At 75.9% G+C, this 18509-nt stretch carries 16 protein-coding genes; 2 read left to right on the top strand and 14 right to left on the bottom strand.

Annotated elements, in window-relative coordinates; all coding sequences use genetic code 11:
- Nucleotides 1-5: 5 nt before the first annotated feature.
- Both WAB14_RS03730 and ettA read right to left on the bottom strand, forming a co-directional pair.
- Nucleotides 6-1328, bottom strand: coding sequence for a DUF2254 domain-containing protein (locus WAB14_RS03730; protein ID WP_340267558.1), 1323 nt, complete (start codon nucleotides 1326-1328; stop codon nucleotides 6-8).
- A 9-nt stretch (nucleotides 1329-1337) separates the two neighbouring features.
- Nucleotides 1338-3023 carry an energy-dependent translational throttle protein EttA gene (ettA, locus tag WAB14_RS03725; protein ID WP_340267556.1) on the bottom strand — a complete coding sequence of 562 codons (1686 nt, stop codon included), beginning with the start codon at nucleotides 3021-3023 and terminating at the stop codon, nucleotides 1338-1340.
- Nucleotides 3024-3109: 86 nt separating this feature from the next.
- Between ettA and WAB14_RS03720 the strand changes: the two genes are divergently transcribed.
- Nucleotides 3110-3760, top strand: a complete 651-nt coding sequence (locus WAB14_RS03720) for a TMEM165/GDT1 family protein (protein WP_340267554.1) — start codon at nucleotides 3110-3112, stop codon at nucleotides 3758-3760.
- Nucleotides 3761-3764: 4 nt separating this feature from the next.
- Here WAB14_RS03720 and WAB14_RS03715 read toward each other — a convergent pair whose 3' ends face one another.
- From WAB14_RS03715 to WAB14_RS03665, 11 genes are all read right to left on the bottom strand, one after another.
- A complete protein-coding gene (locus WAB14_RS03715; protein ID WP_340267552.1) occupies nucleotides 3765-4361 on the bottom strand; it encodes a single-stranded DNA-binding protein in 597 nt (198 codons plus the stop codon).
- A gap of 168 nt (nucleotides 4362-4529) precedes the next feature.
- Nucleotides 4530-6236 (bottom strand): GTPase, encoded by a 1707-nt coding sequence (locus tag WAB14_RS03710; RefSeq protein WP_340267550.1) that lies wholly within the window; start codon nucleotides 6234-6236, stop codon nucleotides 4530-4532.
- Entirely contained in the window at nucleotides 6233-7930 is a 1698-nt protein-coding gene (locus WAB14_RS03705) for an ABC transporter (RefSeq protein ID WP_340267548.1), read from the bottom strand. The genes WAB14_RS03710 and WAB14_RS03705 overlap by 4 nt, the downstream gene beginning before the upstream one ends.
- A 55-nt stretch (nucleotides 7931-7985) precedes the next feature.
- On the bottom strand, nucleotides 7986-9443 hold the full coding sequence (locus WAB14_RS03700) for an NADH-quinone oxidoreductase subunit N (RefSeq protein WP_340267546.1): 1458 nt from the start codon (nucleotides 9441-9443) through the stop codon (nucleotides 7986-7988).
- Nucleotides 9444-9448: 5 nt separating this feature from the next.
- The gene (locus tag WAB14_RS03695) at nucleotides 9449-10975 is read right to left on the bottom strand and encodes a complex I subunit 4 family protein (RefSeq protein WP_340267544.1); all 1527 of its coding nucleotides are present in this window, start codon (nucleotides 10973-10975) and stop codon (nucleotides 9449-9451) included.
- Entirely contained in the window at nucleotides 10976-12925 is a 1950-nt protein-coding gene (locus WAB14_RS03690) for a proton-conducting transporter transmembrane domain-containing protein (RefSeq protein WP_340267542.1), read from the bottom strand. It abuts the gene before it with no gap.
- The gene (locus WAB14_RS03685; RefSeq protein ID WP_340267540.1) at nucleotides 12922-13224 is read right to left on the bottom strand and encodes an NADH-quinone oxidoreductase subunit NuoK; all 303 of its coding nucleotides are present in this window, start codon (nucleotides 13222-13224) and stop codon (nucleotides 12922-12924) included. Before WAB14_RS03685 ends, WAB14_RS03690 begins: the two co-directional genes overlap by 4 nt.
- A complete protein-coding gene (locus tag WAB14_RS03680; RefSeq protein WP_340267538.1) occupies nucleotides 13221-13817 on the bottom strand; it encodes an NADH-quinone oxidoreductase subunit J in 597 nt (198 codons plus the stop codon). Before WAB14_RS03680 ends, WAB14_RS03685 begins: the two co-directional genes overlap by 4 nt.
- Nucleotides 13818-13830: 13 nt before the next feature.
- Complete coding sequence (locus WAB14_RS03675) at nucleotides 13831-14745, bottom strand: NADH-quinone oxidoreductase subunit H (RefSeq protein WP_340267536.1); 915 nt, start codon at nucleotides 14743-14745, stop codon at nucleotides 13831-13833.
- Complete coding sequence (locus tag WAB14_RS03670; protein WP_340267535.1) at nucleotides 14738-15865, bottom strand: hypothetical protein; 1128 nt, start codon at nucleotides 15863-15865, stop codon at nucleotides 14738-14740. The genes WAB14_RS03675 and WAB14_RS03670 overlap by 8 nt, the downstream gene beginning before the upstream one ends.
- Nucleotides 15856-16206 (bottom strand): NADH-quinone oxidoreductase subunit A, encoded by a 351-nt coding sequence (locus WAB14_RS03665; protein WP_340267533.1) that lies wholly within the window; start codon nucleotides 16204-16206, stop codon nucleotides 15856-15858. Before WAB14_RS03665 ends, WAB14_RS03670 begins: the two co-directional genes overlap by 10 nt.
- A gap of 111 nt (nucleotides 16207-16317) precedes the next feature.
- On the opposite strand from WAB14_RS03665, the gene WAB14_RS03660 reads away from it, so the two are divergent.
- Nucleotides 16318-17505: an NAD(P)/FAD-dependent oxidoreductase gene (locus WAB14_RS03660; RefSeq protein ID WP_340267531.1), complete on the top strand. Its 1188-nt coding sequence runs from the start codon at nucleotides 16318-16320 to the stop codon at nucleotides 17503-17505.
- Between the two features lie 14 nt (nucleotides 17506-17519).
- Here the strand turns inward: WAB14_RS03660 and WAB14_RS03655 are convergent, their stop codons facing one another.
- The gene (locus WAB14_RS03655) at nucleotides 17520-18470 is read right to left on the bottom strand and encodes a quinone oxidoreductase family protein (RefSeq protein WP_340267529.1); all 951 of its coding nucleotides are present in this window, start codon (nucleotides 18468-18470) and stop codon (nucleotides 17520-17522) included.
- Between the last annotated feature and the right edge of the window lie 39 nt (nucleotides 18471-18509).

Below are 18509 nucleotides of genomic sequence, written 5' to 3'. Positions count from 1 at the left end.
GCTCCTCAGAGGGCGGGCGTCGCCGGCAGGGACGCACGGGCCTCCTCCGCCGCAGCGAGCACGCGCTCCCGGTCGCGGGGGTAGGGCTGCGTGCGGGCGTGGTGGTCGAGGAGCACGTCGAGCTGGGCGCCGAGCGCCGGAAGGTCGGCCCGGTCGGCGTCGTCGGCGACCTGACCGATCAGCCTGACGGTCCGCACGACGACGTCCGGGTGCGGCAGCCCGTAGGCCCGGACGGTGTCGACGACGGTCTCCAGGAGCTCCGGCAGCCGGATCGTCGGCGCGACGACACGCACCGTCCCGTCGTCGTCGGTGTGGCGCTCGGGTGGCCGCGAGCGCCGGGCCATCGCGGCCAGGCCGTCGCTGAGGTCGTCGAGCGCCGTCCGGGCCGTGTAGGGGTCGTTCGTGCCCGGCGACAGCGCCCGGGCGAGCATGTCGAGGAGCAGCTGGACGGCGAAGCCGACGTCCTGCGCCGGGTTGCGGGACGGCGCGAGCACCACCGCAGGGCGCACGCAGCCGACGAGGTCCTCGGCGTCGCGGACGGTGCCGTGGACGTGGGCGAGCTCCTGCCCCTCGACGACGAAGTCGCCCGGCCGGACCCGCAGCCGCACGAGCACGTCGTGCTCCTCCGCGTGGTGCACGAGGTCGTCGAGGGCGACGGTGAGGACGTACCCCGCGTCGTCGCTGCGCACCCGCAGGGTGACGGGGCCGGGGTCGGCGAGCTCCGGTTCGGCCCGCTCCTCGCCCGTGCCACGCCGATCGGGGTAGAGGTCGTCGATCGTGCGGCGCAGCTCGCCGCGCACGCGGCGCGCGAGCGTCCACACCTGGATGCTGTCGCTGATGTGGTGGATGAACCACACGAGCGTCGCGATGCTGACGATCGCGAGGAGCATGGCGACGTTGACGGCGATGTGGGGGACGAACGCCTCGTCCGTCTCCGTCCCGGAGATGGTCCGGATGGCTCGCAGCACCAGCAGCGAGTAGAGGAACGTCGCGAGGAAGGTCCCGAGCGCCGCCTGGTTGACGCGGTCGGCCATGAAGTTGCGCACGAGCCGCGGACCGAACGCCGACGACGTGAGCGCGAGGACCGCGATGGTGATGGAGAACGTGGTGGACGCGGCAGCCAGCACCGAGCCCGCGATGGCCGACAGCAGGCTGCGGCTGCCGTCGGCCCCGACCCGGTAGAGGACGTCCACGCCCTCGAGGACCTGCACGCCGAGGAGCGCCCGGTCGACCTCGACGAGGACGAGGGCGAGCACCGCGGCCGCCACGCACAGCAGCGTCGGAACGGCCCAGAAGGACTCGCGGACGCGCTGCACGACGGCGACCACGGCGCGGACTCAGTCGCGGGTGAGCTTGCGGTGCGTGACCCGGTGCGGCCGGGCGGCGTCCGGGCCGAGCCGCTCGACCTTGTTCGCCTCGTAGGACTCGAAGTTGCCCTCGAACCAGAACCACTTCGCGGGGTCCTTCTCGTCGCCCTCGTAGGCGAGGATGTGCGTGCACACCCGGTCGAGGAACCAGCGGTCGTGGCTGATGACGACCGCGCACCCGGGGAAGTCGAGCAGCGCGTTCTCCAGCGACCCGAGCGTCTCGACGTCGAGGTCGTTCGTCGGCTCGTCGAGCAGCAGGAGGTTGCCGCCCTCCTTGAGGGTGAGGGCGAGGTTGAGCCGGTTGCGCTCCCCGCCGGACAGCACCCCGGCCGGCTTCTGCTGGTCCGGGCCCTTGAAGCCGAACGCCGACACGTACGCCCGCGACGGCATCTCGACGTTGCCCACCTGGATGTGGTCGAGGCCGTCGGACACGACCTCCCACAGGGTCTTCCTCGGGTCGATGTTCGCGCGGTTCTGGTCGACGTAGGAGATCTTCACGGTCTCGCCGACCTTGACGGTCCCCGCGTCGGGCTCCTCGAGACCCACGATGGTCTTGAACAGGGTCGTCTTGCCGACGCCGTTGGGGCCGATGACCCCGACGATGCCGTTGCGGGGCAGCGAGAACGACAGCCCCGAGATGAGGGTGCCGCGCTCGTCGAAGCCCTTGTGGAGGTCGTCGACCTCGATGACGGTGGAGCCGAGGCGCGGCCCCGGCGGGATCTGGATCTCCTCGAAGTCGAGCTTGCGGGTGCGCTCGGCCTCCGCCGCCATCTCCTCGTAGCGCTGCAGGCGCGCCCGGGACTTGGTCTGGCGGCCCTTGGAGTTCTGGCGCACCCACTCCAGCTCGTCCTTGAGGCGCTTGGCGAGCTTCGCGTCCTTCTTGCCCTGGACCTGCAGGCGCTCCTGCTTCTTCTCCAGGTACGTCGAGTAGTTGCCCTCGTACGGGTAGAGCTTGCCGCGGTCGACCTCGGCGATCCACTGAGCGACGTTGTCGAGGAAGTAGCGGTCGTGCGTGACGGCGAGCACGGCGCCCGGGTAGGCGGCGAGGTGCTGCTCGAGCCAGCTGACGCTCTCCGCGTCGAGGTGGTTCGTGGGCTCGTCGAGCAGGAGCAGGTCCGGCTTGCTCAGCAGGAGCTTGCAGAGGGCGACCCGGCGGCGCTCGCCACCGGACAGGACGGTGACGTCGGCGTCCGGCGGCGGGCAGCGCAGTGCGTCCATCGCCTGCTCCAGCTGGCTGTCGAGGTCCCACGCGTCGGCGTGGTCGAGCGCCTCCTGCAGCTCCCCCATCTCCGCCATGAGCGCGTCGAAGTCGGCGTCCGGCTCGCCCATCAGCGCGCTGATCTCGTTGAAGCGGTCGAGCTTCTGCTTGATCTCGCCGAGGCCCTCCTCGACGTTGCCGAGGACGGTCTTCTCCTCGTTGAGCGGCGGCTCCTGCTGGAGGATGCCCACGGAGTAGCCGGGCGAGAGCCGCGCCTCGCCGTTGGAGGGCTGGTCGAGCCCCGCCATGATCTTGAGGATCGTCGACTTCCCCGCACCGTTCGGGCCGACGACACCGATCTTGGCGCCGGGGTAGAACGACATGGTGACGTCGTCGAGGATGACCTTGTCGCCGTGGGCCTTGCGGGCCTTGTACATCGTGTAGATGAATTCCGCCACGGCCCCAGGCTAGGGGAGCCCCACCGCCGACCGCGCACGGTCGGGCCGCGCCCTCGGGTACGGGAGGATGCCGGGGTGAGCGCACCGTGACGACCGCCCTCGGCGCCTGGCTGCTCGCGGCCGGGGGCGCCGCCCTCGCGACGTTCCTCGCGGAGTTCGGCGACAAGTCCCAGCTGCTCGCGGCGGGGCTGTCGGCGCGGCTCGGTCGCCGGGTGGTGCTGCTGGGCGTGACCCTCGGCATCCTCGCGGTCCAGCTCGTCGCGGTCCTCGTGGGCGCCGCGGCCGGGGCGGTGCTGCCGGCCCGCCCGGTCGGGATCGTCTCCGGCGTCCTCTTCGTGCTCGTGGGCCTGTGGCTGTGGCGGGAGACGCTGGGCGACGGGCACGGCGACGACGACGGCGACGAGGACGGCGGCGACGTGGTCCCGGGCACGGGGCGGCTCGCACGGCGGCTCGCCACCGCGACGGGCCGCAGTGCCGTCCTCGCCGTCGCGCTGACCTTCGCCCTCGGGGAGATGGGCGACAAGACCCAGCTCGCCACCGTCGCGATCGCGGCCCAGCAGGACGCCGTCGCGACGTTCGTCGGCGCGAGCCTCGGGATGGTGGCCGCCAACGCGGTCGCCGTGGAGGTCGGCGCCCGCCTCGCGCGCGTGCTGCCGCAGCGGACGGTGCTGCGCGGCTCGGCGGTGCTGTTCGTCGTCGTCGGTGTCGTCGTGGCCGTGCTCGCCGCCGTCGGGTGAGCCCTCAGAACGGGTCCGCGGCCCCGACGACCGCGAGAGACGGCGCGTCGCCCTCGGTGGTCCCGCCGTCGGCCTCGCCGTCCTGCTCGCCGAGGTCCCCGTCACCGAGGCCCTCGTCCGGCTCCGCCGCCTCGTAGGCCAGGCGGGACTCCTCGGTCACCTCTGCCGCCGACTGGGCCGCCAGGATCTCGGCCTCGGCGCGGTCGGCGGACCGCTCGCCGCTGCTGCTGCCACCGCGACGCCGGGCCGGCTCGAGCTTCACGGTGCCCCACGAGAGGTCGAGCGCCACGACGTCGGCCGTGACGTCGGCGCTCGTGCGCGGCTGGTTCTCCCACGTGTAGTCGCGGATGCGCAGTCGGCCCTGGACCACGACGCCGGTGCCGGGGGCGAGGCTGGCCGCGACGTTGCCAGCGAGCCCCCGCCAGGCCGTGACGGTGTACCAGCTCGTCGCGCCGTCGACGTACTTCTGGTCGGTGTCCGACCAGCGCCGGTCGGTCACGGCCATGCGGAACGTGCAGAGGGTCGTGCCGGCCGTCGTCACCTTGAGCGAGGGGGTGGTCGCGACGTTGCCGCGCAGCGTGATCCGGGTGTCGTTGAGCATGAGGTGCCCCTTGTCGTCTCGGGCGCCGACGGGTGCCGGCGCGTCGGGACGAGCCTCGACGCCGCGGTGCACCGACGGGGTGGCCGGCGTCCGCTGCTGTGGACGACGACGCCGCCCGACGACCTGTGGACACGGCACCGACCGGGACGCGACCGCACGGCCCCGGCGTCAGGGGGTGAGCAGCTCCCGGCACCGCCGGTGCTCGGCGAGCACGTCGGCGACGGGCGACAGCACCCGTTCCCGCGCGACCCCCGACACGGCGACGTCGAGGCGCGTGCGGGCCTCGCGGGCGCGCGCCCGCGCCCGTCCGGGAACCGCTGCGCCCGCGAGCACGGACAGCAGCAGCCCACCGAGGAGCCCGACGAGGAGGAGGGCCGTCGGCGCCGGGAGCCAGTCCGGGAGCCCGGGCAGGGCGGGCAGGTCCGGTGCGGGCACCTGGAGGAAGCCGAGGACGAACAGCCCGACGAGGGCGAGGAGCCCCACGAGCGCGAGCAGGGCGAACACCCACTGCAGGGCGCCGACGACCACCCACCAGCGGGGTCGCCGGAACGACAGGTCGGTGCCGACGACGGCCTGGTCGAGGGCGTCCCGGAGGTCCTCCGTCCGCACCGGCGCCGCTCGCACGGCGTCCGCCCAGCGGTCGGGCAGCCCCGTCGTCGCGCGGTCGACGAGCTGCCGCTCGGCGAGGTCGACGCGCGCGAGCTGCGCGCGGGTGGGCGCGGGCACCGACGAGCGCGCCAGCCCGGTCAGCTCCTCCCCCAGTGCGGGGTCGGTGAGCCGGAGCCGACGCAGCGGGTCCCGACCGAGGCGGCCGAGCCACCGCGTGTAGGGCCAGCCGACGTGCCGTGCCGCCTGACGCCGGTAGTCGGCCTCGACCGCGGCCACCACCGACGGCACGGACGCCGCGCCGGCGAGGGTCTCGGTCAGGTCGGCGTCCCCGTTGACGTCGTCGACGTGGGGCTCGTCGTCGGCGACGGCGCGGCGCAGGTCGGCCGCGACCTCCCGCAACGCCGCCCGCGCGCGCCCCAGCGCCATGGCGCGGGAGGCGACGGCGTCGGCGAAGAGCCGCCGGAGCTCGTCGACGCCCTCCCCCGTGACCGTCGACGTCGCGAGGACCGACGCGCGGGGCAGGCCGTCGGCGGCGACGAGACGGCGGAGGTCGGCGAGGACGGCGTCCCGCTCGTCGTCACGGAGCCGGTCGACCTGGTTGAGGACGACGAGGAGGACGTCGTCGTGTCCCCGCAGCCGGGACAGGTAGTCGGCGTGGAGGGCCTCGTCGGCGTACTTCTGCGGGTCGACGACCCACACGAGGAGGTCGACCCGCCCGACGAGGCGGTCGACGTCCGCCCGGTGGGCGCGCTCCCGGGAGTCGTGGTCGGGCATGTCGAGCAGGACGAGCCCCTCGAGGGCGTCGGAGCGGCCCTCGACGAGCTCGCTCGTGTGCTCCGTGCGGTGCCGCGACGGCACCTGGAGCCAGTCGAGGAGCGCGTCGGTGCCGGGACCCCACGTGCACGCCACCGGGTCGCTCGTCGTGGGCCGCCGCACCCCGACCTGGGAGATCGTGAAGCCGGCCACGGCGTTGAACAGGCTCGACTTGCCCGAGCCGGTCGCGCCCATGAGCGCGACCACGGTGTGCTCGGCACCGAGCCCGGCGCGGGCCTCCGTCCGCTCCAGCTCCTCGTTCGCGGCGCGGACCCGGTCGGGCGGGAAGCGGTCGCCGGCGAGCTCGAGCGCGCTGCGGATGCGGCCGGTGAGGTCGGGCACCTCCACCGCCGGGTCCACCCCGCCGCCGCGACGTTCCCGGGCGCCGCGCCGCGGCCGGGACCGCCGGTCCCCGACGACGCGGTCCTCCCCCGTCCCCGCCGCCGTGCTCACCGGGCCTCCTGCAGGAGCTCGAGGGACGCCCGGACCCGTGCGCCGGCGTCGGCGACGGGGGCGGCGTCGACCCAGCGGCGACGCTCGCCCTCGAGGAGGACGCCGACCCGGTCGAGGAGGTCGGCGCGAGCCTTCGCCGCCATGGTGCGGACCGCCTCGTCGCCGAGGATCGCCTCGAGGAGGCGCTGGCTGACGACCGCGGTCCCGCCGGCGATCGCGACCTCGCCGCCGGTGAGCCCGGCGGTCTGGCTGAAGACCGCGAGCATGAGGACGAAGCCGAGACCGTTGACACCGAGGCTGACCGCACGGGCCTGGGCCTTCTTGCCCTCGCCGAGCTCCGAGACCAGGTCGATGACGGCGCTCTGCCAGTCCCGCACGAGCCGCTCCACCCGCTCGTCGGAGCCGTCGGAGGGACGCGCGAGCGTGGGGTCGAGACGGAGCAGGGCCGCTCCGGCGGGGCGGGCCCGCCACTCGCGGGCCGTGTCGCCGGCCGCCGCGGTCAGCTCGGAGACGACGAGGGCGTGCGTCGAGGACTGCAACGCCTCGCCGAGCCGCTCCACCGGCGCGCGGCGACCGCGGACGAAGCCGACCAGCCGGTCGCGCACCCGGGAGACGCCGGACTCCAGGCCGCGCCACAGCTCGCCCGTGCCGAGCGCCTCCTGCCAGCGGGCGAGCACCTCGCCGCGCAGGACCGAGCCGTCGGACAGGGCGGTGTCGAGCCGGCGCCGCGCCTCGGCGTACCGCTCGCGCGCGACCGTCCGCAGCTCCGTCGCGGCGGCGTTCTGCGCGTCGGCGGCCTCCGCGACGACGGCGACCCGCTCGCCGAGGGTGTTGAGGGCGCCGGTGACGGTGCGGCGGATGACGACACCGCGCGCGGCCTCGTCCGCGGCGAGGCCGGTGAGCCACGCGTGCAGCCCCGCGACGGCACGGCGCGGCAGCAGACCGTGCTCGACGTCGGAGTCGGCGATGGTGAACATCGGGGACGCGCCGAGCCCGTTCGCGGCCAGCATCGACGCGAGGTCGTCCCGCACGTCGGTCATCGCGGCGGCGGGGACGCGGTTGAGGACCACGGCGAGCGCGGCCGCGCGGGCCGCGGCCTCCTGCAGCAGCCCCCACGGGACCGCGTCGGCGTAGCGGGCGGCGGTGGTGACGAACAGCCAGAGGTCCGCGGCGGCGAGCAGCTGCGCGGCGAGCTCCCGGTTGGAGTCGACGACCGAGTCGACGTCGGGGGCGTCGAGGACGGCGAGCCCGGCCGGGAGGGCCTCCTCGCTCACCAGCCTCACCGTCGTGATGGGCCGGTCCGGCGGCAGGTCCTCCTCGGGGCCGTGCACGCGGGCGAGCCCGGGAAGGATGCGCCGGTCGTCGAACCAGTGGGCGTCGGCGGGGTTGTGGACCAGCACGGGCGCGCGTGTCGTGGGGCGGAGGACGCCGGACCGGCTCACCGCGTTGCGCACGAGGCTGTTGACGAGCGTCGACTTGCCGGCGCCCGTGGACCCGCCGACGACGACGAGCAGTGGCGCCTCGAGGCGCTCCAGCCGCGGCAGGAGGTAGTCGTCGACCTGCCGGCACACCGCGTCGACGAGCTCGCGGGAGGCCGCGACACCCGGCACCTCGTACGGCAGCGCGACGGTGTCGAGCTCCGCCCGCAGCCCCCCGAGGGCGCTCACGAGCGCCGAGCCGTCACCAGTCGTCACGGCCCCACTGTGCCGAAGTGATCAACGTGAGGCGAGCGGACTCGCGGGCGGGGGGTCAGCGGACCGGTGCCCCACCGCCCGCGGCCACGACGACGCCCGCGGCGAGCCCGACCACGAGCACGCCGACCGAGCCGGCCGCGGCCGCCCGTGACGCCCACGCGAGCGGACGCCGGGGGTCGTCGCCGCCCGGCGCGTCGGCGACCGCACGGAAGGCGGGAGCGAGCCAGCGCAGGTAGTAGAAGAGACTCGCCACGGTGTTGAGGACGGCGACGACGGCGAGCCAGCCCGCGCCGGCGTCCCAGGCGGCGCCGAACGTCGCGAGCTTGCCGACGAACACCGCCGTCGGCGGGGTGCCGACGAGCCCGAGCAGCGCGACGACGAGCGCCACCCCCGTCACCGGGTACCGGCGAGCCAGACCCGCCCAGTCCGCGATCGAGCGGGCGTCCCGGTGCGCCGCCACGACGGCGAAGGCCGTGAGGTTCGTGACGGCGTACCCGGCGAGGTAGACGAGGAGGCTCGCGAGGGCGAGCTCGGCGCCGACCACGGCGACCGGCAGGAGGACGTAGCCGACCTGGCTCACGGTCGACCAGCCGAGCAGCCGCCGGACGTCGTCCTGCCAGAACGCCGCGAGGTTCCCGAGCGTCATGGACGCGACCGCGACGACGCCCACGACCACGAGCGCGGTGCGGGTCAGGCCCGGGTCGGTGCCGCCGGCGGTGGCGGCCTCGAGGAACCGGTACGCCGCGAGCAGCGCCGCCACCTTCGGCACGGTCGTGAGGAACGCCGCCGCCGTCGTCGAGGCGCCCTGGGCGGCGTCGGGCACCCAGAAGTGGGCGGGCACCGCCCCGGCCTCGAAGAGGAGCCCGACGAGGACGGCGACGAGCCCGGCGCCCGCGAGCGCCGCGGGAGAGGCGGGGAGCCGCTCGGCGAGCTCGGCGTACGTCGTGCCCGCCGTGCCGGCGTAGAGGAGGCCGACCCCGAGGAGCATGACGATGCCGAGGAGCGCGCCCAGGAGGTAGGCCTTGAGGACGGCCTCGGCCGCACGGCTCGTGCCGGCGAGGCCGATGAGCCCGTACAGCGGCACGCTCGACAGCAGGAACGCGACGGCGAGGACGAGCAGGTCGGTGGCGGAGGCGAGCACGAGCCCGCCGAGCGTGCCGAGGAGGAGCAGCGCGTACGTGTCGGACTCGCGCGGGACGCCGGCGAGCTCGTCGACGCCGAGCCCGACGACCAGCAGCGTCGAGAGGCAGAGGACGACGCGGACGACCGTCGTGGCGCCGTCGACGGCGAACGTGCCGGAGAAGGCGGTGGTGGGGCCCTCCGCGCCCGCACCGACGCGCGGGGCGACGACGCTCACGACCACGGCACCGGCCAGCACCGCCACGGCGAGGAGCCGTGCTGTCCACTGCCGCTGCCGTGGCAGGAAGGACCCGAGCAGGAGCGTCGCGACGGCGCCGACGAGCACGACGAGCTCGGGCAGGACGAGGAGCGTGTCGGCGCCGTGCATCGACATCCCGGTCACGGCAGGTCCGCCCCCGACAGGGCGTCGACGACGTGCTGTGCGGCGGGGGCGACGACGTCGAGCAGCACCGCGGGCAGGAGCCCGACGAGCACCGACAGGGCGAGCAGCCCGGCGACGGCGACGGTGGCGTGCGGCGCGAGGTCGGCGAGCCCGACCGAGCGGCCCGCCACGGGCCCCACGACGAGGCGCTGCAGCGCGCGCAGGTACAGGGCCGCCGTGAGGAGGATCCCGAGGAGAGCGACCGCCGTCACCGGCGCGAGCGCGATGCTGCCGGCGAACACCTGGACCTCCGCGACGAAGCCGCTGAACCCGGGCAGCCCGAGGGAGGCGAACGCCCCCACGGCGAACAGGCCGGAGAACACCGGCGCGACGCGCGCGAGCCCGCCGTAGGCGTCGAGGGAGTAGTCCTCGCGCTGCTGCCACAGGAGGTCGACGAGGAGGAACAGCGCGGCGGTGATGAGGCCGTGGCTCACCATCTGCGTGAGCGCCCCGGACACCGCCGTCACCGCGGCCTCCTCGCGGGACGCGTCGGGGGCGCCGTCGGCGAGCAGACCCGCCACCCCGAGCCCGAGCACGACGTAGCCCATGTGGTTGACGGACGTGTAGGCGATCATGCGCTTGACGTCGGTCTGGGCGAGGGCGACCAGTGCGCCCCACAGCACCGACACCACCCCGAGCGCGACGACGACCCACGCGAGGGAGCGCCACGCCTCCGGCAGCATCGGCACCGCGATGCGGACGAGGCCGTACGTGCCGAGCTTGAGGAGCACGCCGGCGAGGACGGCCGAGCCGACGGCGGGTGCGTCGGTGTGGGCGGGCGGCAGCCACGTGTGGAACGGGACGGTGGGGATCTTGACGGCCAGCCCGACGAGGACGGCGACGAGGACGAGGCCGCCCGCGAGCGGCCGGTCGACGAGGGGCGGGCGCGCGGCGAGCTCGACCATGTCGAACGTGCGGGGGCCGGCGTCGCCGGATGCGGCGAACAGCCCGATGAAGCCGAGGAGGAGCACGAGGCTGCCGAGGAACGTGTAGAGGAAAAACTTGAGAGCCGACCGGGCGGCGTCCCGGTGCCCCCAGCCGGCGATGACGGCGTACATGCCGACGATCGACAGGTCGAAGAACACGAAGAAGACGAGCAGGTCCGCGGCGGCGAACACCCCGAGGCACGTGGCCTGGAGGAAGAGGAACAGTGCGGCCTGCGCGCGGGGTCGCCGCCGCTCCGTGAGGGCGTGGACGGCGCACGCGAGGAACACGACGTTCGTCATGAGGACGAGCGGCAGGCTGAGCCCGTCCAGACCGACGTGGTAGCTGCTGCCGAGCGAGGGCAGCCAGCGGACCTGCTCCTCGAACGCGAGCCGCCCCCGGCCCGGGTCCTCGAAGGCGAGCCACAGCCCCAGCACGAGGACGGTCTCGACGGCGGCGACGAGCACCCACGCCCAGCGCGCGACCCGGTCGGGAAGCCCGCGCGCGAGCCCGAGGACGGCGGCGGCCAGCGCCGGGAGGAAGACGACGAGGGAGAGCACTCACACCACCACCAGAAGGAGGACGACGGCGAGACCGAGGAGGACGGCGAGACCGGTGACGAGCTGGAGGTAGTACTCGTCGACGCGGCCGGTCTGCGGTCGGCGGGCCAGGCGCCCGAGCCCGCGCGCGCCTGCCGCGACCCGCTCCACGCCTGCGTCGACGACGCCGTCGTCGACGCGCGCGGAGGCGCCGGCCAGGCCGACGGTCCCGCGCGACGTCCGGGTCACGGCAGCGTCGAGACCGCCGTCGTCGGCACGCGCCGCGCCGGCGCCGGCGGCGAGCGCCAGGGTCGCGACGGCGTGGACGGCCCGGTCGACGCCGTGGTCGTCGACGCGCGCGCACCATCCCGCGAGCCCGAGCACGGGTCGGACGACACCGGCGTGGGTGAGGCGGCCGAGGCCGAGCCACCCCTCCGCCCACGTCGCCCGAGGGAACGCGTCCCGACGGGTCAGGACCACGACCACGGCCCCGACGACGAGCACGAGGACGGCCGTCCCGACCACCTCCACCACGCCCGGGTGCGGGGGCGCCGCGCCCGTCAGCGCGCGACCGAGCGGGTCGAGGAGGCCGGGCAGGGCGAGCACCCCCAGCCCCGCCGCGCCGGCGGCGAGGGCGACGACCGCGGCGGTCTGCCCGCCCGAGACGGGCGCCGTCGGCGTGGGGGACTCCGCCGGAGGGCGGCGCAGCAGCACGGTGACGAGACGGGCGGCGTACGCCGCGGCGACCGCCGCGGCGGCCAGCCCGCACGCGTACAGCCACGGCGACGTCTCGAGGGCGCCGGCGAGGACGGCGTCCTTCGTCGCCCACAGGCTGAGCGGGGCGACGCCGGCGAGGGCGCACCCGGCGACCACGGCAGCGGCACCCACGCCGGGCGTCCGCCGGGCCGCCCCGTCGAGCCGGTCGAGGGCCTTCGTCCCGAGCACCTGCAGCCACACGCCGGCGGCGAGGAACAGCGCCGCCTTGGTGGCGGCGTGGGCGACGAGGTGGGCGGCGCCGCCCGAGGGCGACGTCCCGGCGGCGAGCACGACGAACCCGAGCTGCGAGGCGGTGGAGGCCGCGAGGACCTGCTTGAGGTCGCTCTGGGTCAGGGCGACCAGCCCGAGCAGCAGCGCGGTGAGCACCCCCACCCACGCCGCCGCGGTCGCCGCCCACCCGGTGGCGGCGAGCAGGTCGCTCGTCCGGAGCAGGAGGTACCCGCCCATCGCGACCATGGCCGCGGAGTGCAGGAGCGCGCTCACCGGGCTCGGACCCTCCATCGCCCGCGACAGCCACGCGCTGAACGGCAGCTGGGCGGCCTTGCCGAGCGCCGCGACGAGCAGCCCGGCGGCCGCGACGTCCCGCCAGATCCCCTGTGCGTCGGGGAGGTCGGCGAGGCCGAGGCCCGCACCGCCGGCGAGGGCGGCGGCGACCGCGACGTAGAGCCCGAGGTCCGCCGCACGCGTCGTGAGGAACGCGGTGAGCCCCGCGTCAGCGGCCCGGTGCTCGCGCCACGGCGCGGCGATGAGCGCGTACGACGCCGCGCCCATCACCTCCCAGCCGAGGAGCAGCGCCGGCAGGGTGCTCGCGGTCGCCGTGAGGAGGACCGCGGCGAGGAAGAGCAGGAGCACGCCGTGCACGGCCGCCGGCGCGGCCGCGACGCGCTCCTCGCGGGCCCCCGACGCCACGACCCACGCCACGACGAGCGCGGTGACGACCGCGACCGCGGGCACGACGAGCGCCGCGAGGGCGTCGACGGCGAGGCCGAGCTCGGCGAGCACGAACGGCGCCGCGACGGTCGGCGTCCACCACGCGACGGCTGCGGCGAGGCCGGCGACGACGACGACGGTGACGAGCGCGACCGGCCCCGCGAGCGGCCCGGCCCGGCGGCCGGCCGCGCACAGCACGGCGCCGACGAGCCCCGGCAGGAGGACGAGCGCCCACAGCGCGGCACCGCCGAGGGCCGCGCTCACCCGGACAGCTCCGTGGCCATGTCGACCATGTCCGTACCGGCGGAGCGGTGGAGCAGCGTCGCGACGGCGAAGCCCATCGCCATCTCGACCGTCATCGCCGCGATGACGACGAGGAGCAGGACCTGCCCGGTCGGCTCGGGCGCGAGGAAGTACCAGAACCCTGCGACGGCGAGGATGACGCCGTTGAGCATGAGCTCGAGGCCCATCATCACCATGACGACGACCTGCTGCGTGAGCGCCCCGTACAGCCCGACGCTGAACAACGCGGACGCGACGACGAGCACCGCCTCGAGGCTCACCGGCCCACCCCGCCCGGCTGGGGGTCGTCGGCGGGTCGTCGGCGCAGGTCGTCGCCGAGCCGGTCGTAGCGGGTGCGGTGGGAGGCGAGGACGACCCCGGCGACGAGGGTGGCGAAGAGCAGCGGGCTCACCGTCATCATCACGAGCATCTTCGGACCCATGACCGCCTCGCCGACGGCGCTCGCGCTCCCGGCCCCCGGCACCGGGTCGGCGAGCCGTTCCCACGGCACGAGCAGCGCACCCCCGGCGAGCACGACGAACGTCGCCACGGCGACGACCGCGGCGGGACGTTTCCGGTGCGTCATGTCCATCGGCATGAGCGCCGGGTTCATCCCCATGAACATGATCATGAAGACGGCCATGATCGCCATCTCCATCACCATCATGAGCACCGTGACGGCCCCGATGTAGTGGAGGTCGACGACGACGAGCGCGAGACCGACGGCGACGAACGACGTCGCGAGGGCGTACGTCACCCGGGCCATCGAGTCCCATCGGAAGACGAGGACACCGGCCACGACGGCGAGCGCCGCGAGCGCCCAGAACGCCACCACCTCGACGAGGCGGAGGGGGTCGGTCACGAGGTCGGTCATCGGGTCCTCCTGGTCAGGCCCCGCCCGCGCGGAGGACCGCGACGACCGAGACGACGAACACCTGGGCGAGGGTGAGGGGCAGGAGCACGAGCCAGCCGGCCTCGACGAACCGGTCCGGTCGCACCACGGGCAGCAGCCGGCGCCCGGCGACGAGCACCGCGAGGAGCGCGAGCGTCGTGACGAGCGACCACACCCACCCCGGCAGCCACGGGCCGGTGCCGCCGCCGAGGAACAGCGCCGCCCCGAAGGCGGCGCCGGCGGCGAGCAGCGCGTACCGGCCTGCCTGGACGACCCAGCGGTCGACGCCGGACAGCTCGGCGAGCACGCCGCCGTGGACGTCCGCGCCGGCGGGGTGGGCGAAGGGCCCGTGCACGGAGAACCCGACCACGCCGACGCAGAACACGAGGAACGCGACGGGCATCTCGACGACGAACCAGCGGTCGGCCTGCGCGGCGGCGACGTCCGTCATGCGCAGGCTCGCCGCCGCCACCGCCGGCGCCGTGAGGGCGAACATGAGCGGCAGCTCGTAGGAGAGGGCCTGCGCGAGGAACCGGTAGCCGCCGACGAGGCCGTGCACGGCGTTGGCGCCCCAGCCGAGGCACCACACGGCCGCCCACACGACGACGTCCATGGCGTTGAACCACACGACGCCCACGGGCACGTCGGCGACCGGCCGCCCGCCGACCGGCACGACGGCGGCCATGAGCAGCGCGGCGACGAGGAGCCCGGCACCGCCGAGGCGCCACAGGAGCCGGTCGGCGGACGCGAGGGCGCGGCGCCGTTGCCGGGCGAGGCGGGCGGTCTCCTGCCACGGGGCCCGCCAGGCCGCGGGCCCCTCGACGAGCACCGCGTCGAGGCCGGCGGCGAGGGCCGCGAGGGCGAGGAGCACGGCGGTGAGGCCGAGCGGGAAGAGCAGCGCCTCAGCCATGGCCGTGACCCCCGTGACCCTCGTGACCCCCGTGACCCCCGTGACCCCCGTGACCCCCGTGACCCCCGTGACCTGCGCTCTCCGGCTCCGGCTGCGGCTCGGGCACCGCCACGAGCGACAGGTCGGGGTCGAAGGACGCGACGACGAGGCGGACGGCGCCGAGGTCGAGACCGGTGACGAGACCGGGCAGCGCGTCGACCGCGGCCTGCGACTCGGCCCGTTCCACCGCTTCGTCGAGGTCCGGGTTCCCGTCCCCGACCGCGGCGACCGCCCGGTCGAGCCGTCCCAGCAGCCGGTCACGCACGTCGAGCCCCTCGTGGACGCCGAGTCCCCGCGTCGACCACCGCAGCACCCACGACCGCGCGATCCGCGCCCGCAGCGCCGCGAGGTCGCGCACGGCGTCGCCGCCCGCCGTGCTGCCGACCGTGCTGCCGACCGCGCTGCCCCCCGTCGCGACGGCGTCACGCAGCGCCCGTGCCCGCCGCGCCGCACCGTCCCAGCCGGCCACCCGGAGCATCCCGGCCACCGCGTCGAGGTGCCGAGCCGCCGCAGGCAGGCCACCCACCGGAGGGGACGGTCCAGGGTCGGCACCGACGCGCGGACCGACGCCCTCCACCGCCGCGCGGGTGACGACGTCCCCGGCCAGAACGCAGCGCAGTCGCAGCCCCGCCGGCCACGCGGGCAGGACCGGGCCGAGGGGCACGTGGAGCACGTCCATCTCGAGGCCGTCGCGGTCGTCGGCCTCCGACGCCATGTCGCGGTCGTCGCCGGGAGGCTCGCTCGAGCGGCCCGCCGCGTCGTCGCGCGCCGCGTCGTCGTCGAGGAGCGCCGCTGCCGCGACGTCGAGCGCGGCGACCGCGGCGTCGGCGGCGGAGACGTCGACCCGGGCCCGCGGTCCCGGCAGGTCCTCCCACACGGTCGCGACGGCGTCGCCGAGCCGACCGTGGAGCGGACCGCAGACGGCGAGCACGTCGGCGTCCGCCGGGCTCGCGGCGAGCACCCAGCCACGCGCGTCGGCCGCCGCCTCGACGCCCGCGCGGACCGCCCGGTGGCCCGGCACCTCCACCGCCAGCACGTGCGCCCGGGCGACCGCCGCCCGCGCGAGGCGTGTCACGACCACCGGAAGGCGCCCTCCCGTCGCGCCCACACGACGCCGGCCATGAGGACGACGAGGAAGACGAACATCTCGACGACGGCCGCCCAGCCCTCGGCGGCGACGACGACGGCCCACGGGTACATGAAGAGCATCTCGACGTCGAAGGCGAGGAAGACGACGGTGAGGGCGTACCAGCGGACGTGGAACCGGCTGAGGGCGTGCTCGCGCGGCCGCTCCCCCGACTGAGCCGGCGACGCTCCGACCGCGTCCGGCGCCACGGCGGTCCGCCGGTGCACGAGGTGGGCGATCCCGACGACCGCGAAGGCGCAGCCGAGCACGACGGTCAGCGCGACGTAGCCCTCCACGCGCCCCACGCAACACCGCCGCAGCGGACCTCGCCAGCGGGCGCGCGCCGCAGCGCCTGCGCCTAGCGTGGAGCGGGCCCGCCGCACCCGGACCACCTGGAGCACCCCCGCATGCAGACCCGCCGGCACGACGTCGTGGTCGTCGGCGGCGGCAACGCGGGGCTCTCCCTCGCCGCACGGCTGCGGCGCGACGGCTGTCGCGACGTCGCGCTCGTCGACCCGCGCGAGGTCCACGTCTACCGTCCGCTGCTGTCGTACGTCGCCGGTGGCCAGGCCACGCTCGCGGAGGCGAGCCGACCGCAGGCCGGGCTGGTCCCGCGCGGCTGTCGCTGGTACCGGGACCGGGTCGTCGCGGTGGACGCGGACCGCTCGACCGTCCGCCTCGCCGATGGCGGGGACCTCGCGTACGGCGACCTCGTCCTGTGCCCCGGCTCCGAGGTCGACTGGGACGCGGTCCCAGGCGCCCGGGCCGCCATGGCGACGCCGCACGCCGCCACGAGCTACGAGCCCGACCTCGCCGAACGGACCTGGCCGCTGCTCGCGGGGCTGCGCGCGGGCACCGCGGTGTTCGCGCTGTCGTCGCGTCACACCCCGTGCAGCCCCGTCGGGCTCAAGCCGCTCTTCCTCGCCGCGGACCACTGGCGCCGCAGCGGGGTCCTGCCCGACGTGCGCATCGAGCTCCTCGTCGAGGCGGACCGGCTGGTCGCCGAGGCGCGCGCCGACCGTCGGCTGCGGGAGGCGGCGGAGGAGCTCGGCGTGCGGGTGCGCACGTCGAGCGTCGTCGAGCGCGTCGACCCGCAGGCCCGCGTCCTCCGGGTCCGCACGGTCGACGGCGTGACCGAGCAGCCGTACGACGCCTTCTACCTCGCCCCGCCCTACCGGGCGCCGCGGTGGGTGGCCGGCAGCGGCCTCACGTCGCCGGGGTCGGACGGTCTCGTGGCCGTCGACCCGGACACCCTGCGGCACCGTGCCCACCCGAGGGTGTGGGCCCTCGGCGACGTCGCGGCCCACCGCACGCTGTCGTCGGGAGGCGCGCTGCGCCGGCAGGTGCCGGTGGTCGCCCACAACGTCGCCGCACAGCGGCTCGGACAGCCGCTGCGGCGCTACGACGGCTACACCGTCGCGCCGGTCGTCACGTCACGACGCCGCCTGCTGCTCGCCGAGCACGACCGCGACGCCCGGCCGACGCCGACCGTCCCGTGGCCCGACCTCACCCGCCCGGGCCTCGCGACCTTCGTCGTCGACCGCTACGTCGAGCCGCGCGTCTACTGGCACCTGCTGCTGCGAGGCCGCGTGTGAGCTGAGGCGCCCGCTCAGGGCAGGACGAGCACCTGCCGGCGCGGCGCCCGGCCCTCGGCCTGCCGCCGCCACGCGTCGCCGCCCTGCTCCAGCGGCACGGTCTCGTGCGCGACACGGACGCCCGGCACCGCGAGCGCCGAGGTCAGTGCGGTCCCGATCTCCGCGCCGGTGAGGAGGGCGTTCGTGTGGCCGAGCACCTCGGCGGCCCGCCCGCGCAGCGCGGCGGACGAGACCTCGAACGACGGCCCGGCGGAGGAGCCGAGGTGGACGAACCGCCCGCCGACGGCCAGCCCGAGGAGCGCGGCGGTCGCGGGCGGCCCGCCGAGCGGGTCGAGGACGACGTCCCAGCCGGACCCGGCGGCGAGCGCCTCCGCGGTGACGTCGAGCGCCTCGTCGGCCCCGAGCCCGAGCGCGGCGGCGCGGGCTCCGGCCGACCGCGCCGCCGCCACGACCCGGCCCGTCGCCCCGACGAGGTGCCGCGCGACCTGGACGGCGACCTGCCCCACGGTCCCGCCGGCGCCGAGGACGAGCACCCGCTGCCCGGCGGCGAGGCGGCCTCGCACGGCGAGGGCGTGCCACGCGGCGACGGCGCTCATGCCGAGCGCGGCGACGGCGGCGTCGTCGGTGACCTCGTCGCCCAGCAGGACGCACACGTCGTCGGGCACGACGACGAGCCCGGCGAACGTGCCGTCCCCCGGGGCCAGGCCGGCGGAGGTCGTGACGTGCACCCGCGCCCCCACCGGGTGGGCACCGGAGGCGACGACGCGCCCGACCCCCGCGACACCCGGCACGTAGGGCAGCGCCGGGGCGCCGAGGTAGGAGGCGCCGCTGCCCGCGAGCACGTCGAGCGGGGCGAGCGCGGCCGCCCGCACGGCGACCAGCGTCCGTCCCGCGCCGGGCGACGGATCGGGCAGCGTGCGCGGCACCGGCGGCCCGCCGTGGCTCTCGAGGACCAGTGCGTCCATGCCGCTCCTCCGATCTGCGGACATCTGTCCGATCCGGCC

Origin of the sequence: Aquipuribacter nitratireducens (genome assembly GCF_037860835.1) — a bacterium.
In the GTDB taxonomy this organism is placed as follows: domain Bacteria; phylum Actinomycetota; class Actinomycetes; order Actinomycetales; family JBBAYJ01; genus Aquipuribacter; species Aquipuribacter nitratireducens.
This window is presented reverse-complemented; position numbering and strand designations above follow the sequence as displayed.

Excerpts from the sequence above, each read along its gene's own strand:
- WAB14_RS03655 (WP_340267529.1), bottom strand. The coding sequence starts at position 18,470 with ATGGACGCACTGGTCCTCGAGAGCCACGGCGGGCCGCCGGTGCCGCGC.
- WAB14_RS03660 (WP_340267531.1), top strand. The coding sequence starts at position 16,318 with ATGCAGACCCGCCGGCACGACGTCGTGGTCGTCGGCGGCGGCAACGCG.
- WAB14_RS03680 (WP_340267538.1), bottom strand. The coding sequence starts at position 13,817 with ATGACCGACCTCGTGACCGACCCCCTCCGCCTCGTCGAGGTGGTGGCG.
- WAB14_RS03675 (WP_340267536.1), bottom strand. The coding sequence starts at position 14,745 with ATGGCTGAGGCGCTGCTCTTCCCGCTCGGCCTCACCGCCGTGCTCCTC.
- WAB14_RS03715 (WP_340267552.1), bottom strand. The coding sequence starts at position 4,361 with ATGCTCAACGACACCCGGATCACGCTGCGCGGCAACGTCGCGACCACC.
- WAB14_RS03700 (WP_340267546.1), bottom strand. The coding sequence starts at position 9,443 with ATGTCGATGCACGGCGCCGACACGCTCCTCGTCCTGCCCGAGCTCGTC.